This is a genomic window from Streptomyces aureus (assembly GCF_001418135.1).
In the GTDB taxonomy this organism is placed as follows: domain Bacteria; phylum Actinomycetota; class Actinomycetes; order Streptomycetales; family Streptomycetaceae; genus Streptomyces; species Streptomyces aureus_A.
On sequence record NZ_LIPQ01000350.1, the window covers coordinates 1 to 9,045 of the forward strand.

The 9,045-nt window shown below is 69.9% G+C and carries 9 protein-coding genes; 7 read left to right on the forward strand and 2 right to left on the reverse strand.

Annotated elements, in window-relative coordinates:
• Together AOK00_RS26615 and AOK00_RS26620 are read right to left on the reverse strand one after the other, a co-directional pair.
• A partial coding sequence (locus AOK00_RS26615; RefSeq protein ID WP_367870057.1) for a DUF6801 domain-containing protein occupies window positions 1-778 on the reverse strand: 778 nt, incomplete at its 3' end.
• A gap of 96 nt (window positions 779-874) precedes the next feature.
• Window positions 875-1,510 carry a hypothetical protein gene (locus AOK00_RS26620; protein ID WP_055602797.1) on the reverse strand — a complete coding sequence of 212 codons (636 nt, stop codon included), beginning with the start codon at window positions 1,508-1,510 and terminating at the stop codon, window positions 875-877.
• Window positions 1,511-2,091: 581 nt separating this feature from the next.
• Here AOK00_RS26620 and AOK00_RS26625 point away from each other — a divergent pair.
• From AOK00_RS26625 to AOK00_RS26655, 7 genes are all read left to right on the forward strand, one after another.
• Entirely contained in the window at window positions 2,092-3,108 is a 1,017-nt protein-coding gene (locus AOK00_RS26625; RefSeq protein WP_055602798.1) for an ABC transporter ATP-binding protein, read from the forward strand.
• Window positions 3,105-3,869: an MlaE family ABC transporter permease gene (locus tag AOK00_RS26630; RefSeq protein WP_055602799.1), complete on the forward strand. Its 765-nt coding sequence runs from the start codon at window positions 3,105-3,107 to the stop codon at window positions 3,867-3,869. The genes AOK00_RS26625 and AOK00_RS26630 overlap by 4 nt, the downstream gene beginning before the upstream one ends.
• A gap of 5 nt (window positions 3,870-3,874) precedes the next feature.
• Window positions 3,875-4,681, forward strand: a complete 807-nt coding sequence (locus tag AOK00_RS26635; RefSeq protein ID WP_055602800.1) for an MlaE family ABC transporter permease — start codon at window positions 3,875-3,877, stop codon at window positions 4,679-4,681.
• Between the two features lies 1 nt (window position 4,682).
• A complete protein-coding gene (locus AOK00_RS26640) occupies window positions 4,683-5,936 on the forward strand; it encodes an MCE family protein (protein ID WP_055602801.1) in 1,254 nt (417 codons plus the stop codon).
• Window positions 5,933-6,988 carry an MCE family protein gene (locus AOK00_RS26645; protein WP_055602802.1) on the forward strand — a complete coding sequence of 352 codons (1,056 nt, stop codon included), beginning with the start codon at window positions 5,933-5,935 and terminating at the stop codon, window positions 6,986-6,988. The genes AOK00_RS26640 and AOK00_RS26645 overlap by 4 nt, the downstream gene beginning before the upstream one ends.
• Window positions 6,985-8,031, forward strand: coding sequence for an MCE family protein (locus tag AOK00_RS26650; protein ID WP_055602804.1), 1,047 nt, complete (start codon window positions 6,985-6,987; stop codon window positions 8,029-8,031). Before AOK00_RS26645 ends, AOK00_RS26650 begins: the two co-directional genes overlap by 4 nt.
• The coding region (locus AOK00_RS26655; protein ID WP_055602803.1) for an MCE family protein at window positions 8,031-9,045 on the forward strand (1,015 nt) is incomplete at its 3' end. The genes AOK00_RS26650 and AOK00_RS26655, both read left to right, overlap by 1 nt.

The window sequence follows — 9,045 nt, forward strand, 5'->3', positions numbered from 1 at the left end:
ACGGACCGGACGTTCCCGGCCCGGCCGGGAACGTCCGGTCCGTCGGGAACGGCGGCAGGGGGAGGCCGGAGGAGGGAGGCGGGGCGGACGAGGGCGCGGAGGACGAGGGAGGAGCGGTCGGCGTCGTGGGAGGGGTGCCGGGTCCCCCGGTGCCCGCGCCGACCCGGACCGTGGCGAGCAACGTACGGCCCTCCGCGTCCTGGCCGGGGACGCAGGCGACGGAGAGGGCCGCGGGAGCGGTGGGCACACCGTCGGCCGTGCTCGGCGCGAGGTCGACGGAGAGTCCTCCCGCGGTGAGCCTCAGGTCGCCCGCGGTGTCCGTCGTCAGGCTCGGCACGTCGCCCGTCGTGGTGAGCACGAGGGGGCCGTCGGCGGGTACGTCGACGGGCTGTGCCGTACCTCGCCATGTCGCTTCCGCGCGCCGGTCGTTCTGCGTCAACCCGACCGTGAGCCGTGTCTCCGCCCGTACCGTGGCGGCCCTGAGCGTGGTGAGGTCGGCCACCGCCCCGGCCGGGAGTTCCACCGTCGTGGTGACGTCGGTGGGCCGGATCTCCTCGCCCGCGGCCGCCCGTTCGGGGAAGGACGCCGTGATCCGTACCGTCGCGGGCTGCTGTCCCGAGGGCAGGGTGCAGACGTAGGGCAGCGCGGCGTCGACCTTCAGCGTGCCGACGGCGACGGCCGCCGCCGGGAGCAGGGGGGCGAGCGCCACGAACGCGGCGATCGTCGCACCGCGCGCGCGGACGCGGGAGGATCGAGGGGTGGGCCGTGGGCCTCTCATCTGGTGCTCCGCTCGGGTCGTTCGTGTGCGGGCGCGGACAGGCCCGCGCCCGCCCGGCCGGGGTCGCCGGCCGGGCGGACGCGGGTTTCTGCGTCCTTACGGGTTGGAACCGACGATCGTCGGGATGGTCGTGGTGCCCGCCTGCTTGAAGAGGTAGTCACCCTTGAAGAGGGGCTTGGCACCGACCGGGACGGCCGCACCGCAGTTGGTCGACGAGACGACCGTGAGCTCGCCCGAGGTGCTGTTCACGGAGAGCTTGCCCGACGCGTTGGTGTACGTGCCGGATGCCTTGCCCGTGACGCGGAAGACACAGGCGCCGACGGTCACCTTGGCGTCGACGTTGCCGATGTAGCCCTTGGTGACGCCGGTCGCGGCGGTGTAGTCCTGTGCCACGAGGGTCCAGGGCGTGGTCGCGACGGTGCTCACGTTGCCGAGCACGCTGGTGCAGGGAGCCCCGGTGGCGCCGAAGGCGATGGCGGTGATGGAGCCGATCGTCGCCGGGTTGCCGGTGGCGCTCTGACCCGTGCCCGAGCCGTTCGACTTCGTACACGTCATGGCGATGCCGTTGACGCTCAGCACGATGTTCCCGCTGTTCGTCGCGGCGATGTTCACCGGCGACGGGTTGACGGTCCAGACCGTCGAGGGCACGGCCGAGGCAGGGCCGGCGGCGAGGGCGAACGCGGCGGTCGCCGCCCCGGCGACGACGGCGAAGTTTCTGATCTGCTTCTTCATGGGTCCCGGACTCTCCTTGAGGATTGACCAGCTGAGGGTGCGGCCGCGGTGGGGGAGCGGCCGGCGGCCCGGGTATTTCTCGGCCGCGAAACCTGACGTTACTTGCGAGAAACTTAGCTGAACAATGCCGCAGTCCATGATTCTTTGAAGAAGCCTAATTGCCTGTCAAGCGGGTGAGCGGTGGCCGGAATCGCCTTGGTTCCGAGGTGCGCAATGTCGACAATTATGATCGATCAGGGATGGCTGGATTCAGCGTTGCTCTCCCCCGTGACAAGAGGCGAAATGGAATTGTCTCCCGCCTGATAAACGAACGGCCGCCTCCTGCCCGTCGCCGAAAACTCTGGATCCGGTATTGCCGGAGGAGGTTACTCGGCCGTAACGTTCCCGGGGCGGCGACCAGAGTCGCAGGTCGGACCATCCGTGTGTCTCCGCGCAGACAAAGTCGAACCCGGTCTTTGTCTCCGTGGTGACAAATACAGGAGCGGATCAAGGATTTTTCGCCAGGCCTCTTGTCCAAGTGATCCGCACCGACTTAACGTGCGCCCGCGGCGCACCCCCGACGCACGCTTGCTGGAGGTGGGATGGGAATCGAGGTAGTCGTTGAGGGTCTGACCATGTCCTTCGGCAAGCAGAATATCTGGCAGGACGTGACCCTGACCTTGCCGGCCGGAGAGGTGAGCGTGATGCTCGGCCCTTCCGGTACCGGGAAGACGGTCTTCCTGAAATCGCTCATCGGGCTGCTCAAACCCCAGCAGGGCCGTGTCCTCATCAATGGTGTCGACATGGTGAGCAGCCCGGAACGAGACATCTACGAGACCCGGAAACTCTTCGGCCTCATGTTCCAGGACGGCGCCCTCTTCGGCTCCATGACCCTGTTCGACAACATCGCCTTCCCGCTGCGCGAGCACACCCGCAAGCGGGAGTCCGAGATCCGGCGCATCGTGATGGAGCGGATCGACCTCGTCGGCCTGCTGGGCGCGGAGGGGAAGCTGCCGGGCGAGATCAGCGGCGGCATGCGCAAACGGGCCGGCCTGGCCCGCGCCCTGGTGCTCGACCCGCAGATCGTCCTCTGCGACGAACCGGACTCCGGGCTCGACCCCGTCCGCACCGCCTATCTGTCGCAGCTGCTCATCGACCTCAACGCGCGCATCGACGCGACGATGCTGATCGTCACCCACAACCTGGACATCGCCGCCACTGTCCCCGACAACATGGGGATGTTCTTCCGGCGCAACCTCGTCACCTTCGGCCCGCGCGAGGTCCTCCTGACCAGCGACGAACCGGTCGTCACCCAGTTCCTCGCCGGCCGCCGCGAAGGCCCCATCGGCATGTCCGAGGAGAAGGACGCAGCCCTGCTCGCCGCCGAGCTGGACAACCCCGCCACCCTCCCGCCCGCACCCCGCGTCATCGTCCCGCAGCTGGAACCCTCGCCCGGCCTCCCGCCGCGCGCGGCCGTCGGACGCCGCCGGGAGCGCGTCCTCGGCATGCTCGACCGGCTGCCGCACGCCGCCCAGGCCGCCATCCGCGACACCTACGCCAGGGACCACGCGGCGTACACCCTGCCCCAGCGGGAGCGGATCACCGGGAGCGGCTCGTGATCACCGGCGCGCTGCGGCAGACCGGCCGGCTCTTCGCCCTCGCCGCCGAAGTGACCAGGGCCGTCTTCCGACGCCCCTTCCAGTTCCGGGAGTTCGTCGAGCAGTTCTGGTTCGTCGCCGGCGTCACCATCCTGCCGGCCGCGCTCGTCTCCATCCCGTTCGGCGCCGTGATCGCCCTCCAGGTCGGCTCGCTCACCCAGCAGCTGGGGGCCCAGTCGTTCACCGGAGGGGCCAGCGTCCTCGCCGTCATCCAGCAGGCCAGTCCGCTCATCGTCGCCCTCCTGATCGCCGGCGCCGGCGGCTCCGCCATCTGCGCCGACCTCGGCTCCCGCAAGATCCGGGAGGAGCTCGACGCGATGGAGGTCATGGGCGTCTCGCCCGTGCAGCGGCTGGTCGTCCCGCGCGTCCTCGCCACCATGGCGGTCGCCGTGCTGCTCAACGGCATGGTCTCCGTCGTCGGCACGCTCGGCGGCTACTTCTTCAACATCATCCTCCAGGGCGGCACCCCCGGCGCCTACCTCTCCAGCTTCTCCGCCCTCGCCCAGCTGCCCGACCTCTACATCAGCGAACTCAAGGCCCTGATCTTCGGGTTCATCGCCGGCATCGTCGCCGCCTACCGGGGACTCAACCCCCGCGGCGGCCCCAAGGGGGTCGGCGACGCCGTCAACCAGTCCGTCGTCATCACCTTCATGCTGCTGTTCTTCGTGAACATGGTGCTGACGGGCATCTACCTGCAGATCGTCCCGCCGAAGGGAGGCTGAGAACGATGGCCTCCCCGTTCGTCTGGCTCGACCGGTCCGGTGACCAGCTCCTGTTCTACGTCAAGGCCCTGCTCTGGGTACCGCGGACCCTGCGCCGCTACCTCAAGGAGGTGCAACGGCTGCTCGCCGAGGTCGCCTTCGGCTCCGGCGGCCTCGGCGTCATCGGCGGCACCATCGGCGTCATGATCGCGATGACGCTCTTCACCGGGACCGTCGTCGGCCTCCAGGGCCACGCCGCCCTGGAACAGATCGGCACGGCGGCGTTCACCGGCTTCGTCTCCGCCTACTTCAACACCCGCGAGATCGCCCCGCTCGTCGCCGGGCTCGCCCTCTCCGCGACCGTCGGCGCCGGATTCACCGCCCAGCTCGGCGCCATGCGCATCAACGAGGAGGTCGACGCCCTCGAAGGCATGGGCATCCGCTCCATGCCGTACCTGGTCACCACCCGCATCATCGCCGGCGTCGTCGCCATCGTCCCGCTGTACGCGATCGGCCTGCTCTCCTCCTACCTGGCCTCGCGCTATGTGACGGTCCTCTTCAACGGCCAGTCCCAGGGCACGTACGACCACTACTTCAACCTCTTCCTGTCACCGACGGACGTCCTGCTCTCGGTGCTGAAAGTGCTGATCTTCAGCGTGATGGTGATCATCGCCCACTGCTACTACGGCTTCCGCGCCTCCGGCGGCCCCGCCGGCGTCGGCATCGCGGTCGGCCGCTCCGTACGCAACGCCATCGTGCTGATCAGCGTCACCGACTTCTTCCTGTCGCTGGCCCTCTGGGGCGCGACCACGACCGTGAAGGTGGCGGGGTGAGATGAGCGACTCACGTGCCGAGATCCTGCGCCGCCGGTTCGCCGGCGTGGTCTTCCTCCTGGTGCCCGCCCTGCTCGCCTGGCTCGCGGTCGCCGTCTACGAGAAGAAGTTCACCGACTCCGACCCGGTCGTCGTCGAGACCGGCAGCGTCGGCAACGAGATGCACCTCGGCGCCGAGGTGAAACTCCGCGGCGTCGTCATCGGCGAGGTCCGCGCCATCGACGCCACCGACGGCGGAGCCCGGCTCACCCTCGCCATGCGGCCCGGAACCCTCCGCCACGTGCCGTCCGACGTCCGTGCCCAGATGCTCCCCACGACCCTCTTCGGCGAACGGTTCGTCGCCCTCGTACCGCCCGGCGACTCCACGGCCGAGCCGCTGGGTCCCGGCGCCGTCATCCCGGAGGACCGCTCCAGCAACGCCGTCGAACTCCAGCAGGTCCTCGACAACGTCCTGCCCCTGCTCACCGCCGTCCAGCCGCAGAAGCTCTCGGCCACCCTGTCGGCCGTCTCCCAGGCCCTGGAGGGGCGCGGCGACAAGCTCGGCGACACCCTCACCCGGCTCGACGCCCACCTCCGGGAGTTCAACCCCCAACTGCCCGCCCTCACCCGCGACCTGAAAGAACTCGTGAAGGTCAGCCACCTCTACGCGGACGCCGCCCCGGACATCGTCACGGCGCTCACCGACTTCACCACCACCAGCGGCACCCTCGCCGAGAAGGAGGCCGACCTCGCCGGCGCCCTCGGCTCCACCACCAGGACGGCCCAGGACCTGACCGTCTTCCTGCGCCAGAACAAGAACAACATCATCCGGCTCAGCGCCACCAGCCGTCCCACCGTGGAGCTGCTCGCCGAGTACGCGCCGTCCTTCCCCTGCACCCTGCGCACCCTCGCCCAGTTCGTACCGGCCATGGACAAGGCCCTCGGCAAGGGCACCGACCAGCCGGGACTCCACGTCGACGTCACCACCGTGCCCTCCCGCGGCGCGTACGTCCCCGGCCGTGACACACCGTCGTACGGCTCCGGCGGCGGCCCGCGCTGCTACCCCGTGCCCTACCTCGGCATCCCCGTCGCACCCGCCGTACGGGCCTCCGCGGCGGCCGACCAGGACCTCGGCCCCGCCAACTCCCCGCAGGAGAACGACCTCCTCAACGAACTCCTCGCCCCCGGCGCGAAGAAGCGGCCCGGCGACCTCCCGGACTGGAGCAGCACACTGGTCGGCCCGGCGTTCCGCGGCGCGGAGGTGACCCTCCGATGACGAAGCGGTCCACCCACACGCGGCGCCGCGGACTGACCGGCACGCTCCTGAAGTCCCTCGCGTTCGTCCTGGTCACGGCGCTGGCCACCACCGTCCTCGGCCTCAGCATCGCCAACACCGGCGTCGGCTCCGCCACCCGCTCGTACAAGGCGCTGTTCACCGACGTCACCGGGCTCGTCAAGGGCGACTCCGTGCGCGTCGCCGGAGTGAAGGTCGGCGAGGTGACCGACGTACGCGTCGTCGAACGGCGCACCGCCCAGGTCACCTTCTCGGTCCGCGAGGACCGCCCGGTGCCCCGCTCGGCGACCGCCGCCGTGAAGTACCTCAACATGGTCGGACAGCGCTACGTCTCCCTCGGCCGGGGCAGCGGAGACCTGGCCGGCACCCTGCGGGACGGGGAGACCATCCCGCTCGCCCGCACCACCCCCGCCCTCGACCTGACCCTGCTCTTCAACGGGTTCAAGCCGCTCTTCGAGGGCCTCTCGCCCGCCGACGTCAACGACCTCGCCGGATCACTCGTGCAGGTCCTCCAGGGCGAGAGCGGCACCGTCGACAGCCTGCTCCGCCACATCGGCTCCCTCACCCGGACGGTCGCCGCCAAGGACAAGGTCATCGGCCAGGTCGTCACCCACCTCAACACCGTCCTCACGACCCTCAACAACCGCGAGGCGGCCTTCGACGACCTCGTCGTCACCCTCCAGAAACTCGTCACCGGCTTCAACACCGACCGCAAACCCCTCGGTGAGGCGGTCCAGGCCATCGGCGCCCTCACCACGACGACCGCCGGGCTCTTCCAGGAGGCCCGGGCCCCCCTCAAGAAGGACATCCGCGAACTCGGCAGGCTCTCCGGCACCCTCGGCGAGCACACCCCCGCCATCGAGTCCTTCCTCGCCAACACCCCCGCCAAGATGACCGCCCTGGCCCGGCTGTCCTCGTACGGATCGTGGTTCAACCTCTACCTCTGCGAGGCGCGCGTGACCGGCGTGGGAACCTCCGACGGCTCGAAGCCGCCGACCGGGATCGCCGTGACCGAACCGAGGTGCCGCGGATGAGCCCCCGCCCCCGGCTCAAGCCGGTCAAGGAGCGCAACCCGGTCACGGTCGCCGTCGCCGGACTGGTGTTCCTCGCGCTGGTCGCCGCCCTGGCGTTCACCATGGACCGGCTGCCCCTCGTCGGCGGAGGGACCACCTACAGCGCCGACTTCTCCGAGGCCGCCGGACTCGACGCCGGCGACGAGGTGCGCATCGCCGGCGTCAAGGTCGGCAAGGTCACCGAGGTCTCCCTCGACGGAGCCAAGGTCAAGGTGACGTTCGAGGTCGGCGACGCCTGGGTCGGCGACCGCTCCACCGCCGCCATCGCCATCAAGACCCTCCTCGGCGAGAAGTACCTGGCGCTCGACCCGCTGGGCTCCGACCGGCAGGACCCGGGAACCCGCATCCCGCAGTCGCGCACCACCTCCCCGTACGACGTCACCCGGGCCTTCGAGGACCTCAGCGGCACCGTGGACGCCATCGACACCGCCCAGCTGGCGGAGAGCTTCGAGACGATCTCCGACACCTTCAGGAACTCGCCGCCGCACGTCCGCAACGCCGCCACCGGCCTCTCCGAACTGTCGAAGTCCGTCTCCAGGCGCGACACCGAACTCGCCCGGCTCCTGGCCAACAGCAGGAAGTTCACCAAGACCCTGGAGAACAAGAAGTCCAGCTTCGAGACCCTCGTCGAGGACGGCGGTTCCCTGCTCGGCGAACTCCAGAAGCGCCGCGACGCCATCCGGGCCCTCCTCAAGGGCAGCAGGGCACTCGGCACCGAACTCGGCGGCATCGTCGGCGACAACGACCGGCAGCTCGGCCCCACCCTCAAGGCCCTCAGCCGCGTCACCGGAGTCCTGGAGAGGAACAGCGGCCGGCTCGACAGGACACTCGCGCTGATCGGCCCGTACTACCGGCTCGTCGGCAACACCCTCGGCAGCGGCCGCTGGTTCGACAGCTACCTGTGCGGAGTGGTGCCCCGTACCTATCTGCCCGAGGCCTCGCAGCCCAAGACCGGATGCCTGCCGCCGCAACAGAAGGCGACGGCCAAGGGGAGCGGTGAATGATGACCAGACCCAGAAGACCCCTCGTCGCCGGGCTCGCCCTCGTGCTGCTCGCCGCCTGCGGTCTCGTCGCCGTCCGCGCGCTCGACGACGACGGCACCCGGATCACCGCCTGGTTCGACCGCACGGTCGGCATCTACGCGGGCTCCGACCTGCGCGTCCTCGGCGTACGGGTCGGAGAGGTCGAGTCCGTGGACCCGCAGGGCACCCGGGTACGCGTCCGGCTCCTCCTCGACGAGGGCGTACGCGTCCCCGCCGACGCCCGGGCCCTCGTCGTCGCCCCGAGCATCGTCGCCGACCGGTACGTGCAGCTCACCCCCGCGTACAGCACCGGCCCCACCCTCGCGGACGGCGCGGAACTGCCCGCCGCCCGCAACCGCACCCCCGTCGAGATCGACCAGCTCTACGACTCGATCACCGAACTGAGCCGGGCACTCGGACCGAACGGCGCCAACTCCACCGGCGCCCTGTCCGAACTCCTCGACACCGGCGCGAAGAACCTCAAGGGCAACGGCACGTCCATCGGCACCTCCATCAAGGAGTTCGGCAAGGCCGCCAAGACCCTCGACGGCAGCAGCGAGGACCTCTTCACCACCCTCGGCCAGCTCCAGACCTTCACCACCATGCTCAAGGACAAGGACGGCGACGTCCGCACCGCGCAGGAACGCCTCGACGAGGTCGTCGGCTACTTCGCGGAGAACAAGGACGACCTCGCCGGCGCCCTCAAGGAACTCGGCAAGGCCCTCGTCCAGGTCAAGGCGTTCATCAAGGACAACCGCGGCGAACTGAAGAAGAACGTCGACCGGCTCGTCCCGCTCACCCAGACCCTCGTCGACCAGCGCGCCTCCCTCGCCGAGGCCCTCGACGTCGCCCCGCTCGCCGCCGGCAACGTCGTCAACGCGTACAACAAGGACACCCGCACCCTCGACGGCCGCGCCAACCTCAACGAGATCAGCATGGGCGGACCGCTGCTCCCGCTGCCGGTGACCGGCGGCTCCGCCGGTCACCGGCAGCGGG

Coding starts and splice junctions, on each gene's coding strand:
- AOK00_RS26635 (WP_055602800.1), top strand. CDS start 3,875: ATGGCCTCCCCGTTCGTCTGGCTCGACCGGTCCGGTGACCAGCTCCTG.
- AOK00_RS26645 (WP_055602802.1), top strand. CDS start 5,933: ATGACGAAGCGGTCCACCCACACGCGGCGCCGCGGACTGACCGGCACG.
- AOK00_RS26650 (WP_055602804.1), top strand. CDS start 6,985: ATGAGCCCCCGCCCCCGGCTCAAGCCGGTCAAGGAGCGCAACCCGGTC.
- AOK00_RS26640 (WP_055602801.1), top strand. CDS start 4,683: ATGAGCGACTCACGTGCCGAGATCCTGCGCCGCCGGTTCGCCGGCGTG.
- AOK00_RS26625 (WP_055602798.1), top strand. CDS start 2,092: ATGGGAATCGAGGTAGTCGTTGAGGGTCTGACCATGTCCTTCGGCAAG.
- AOK00_RS26620 (WP_055602797.1), bottom strand. CDS start 1,510: ATGAAGAAGCAGATCAGAAACTTCGCCGTCGTCGCCGGGGCGGCGACC.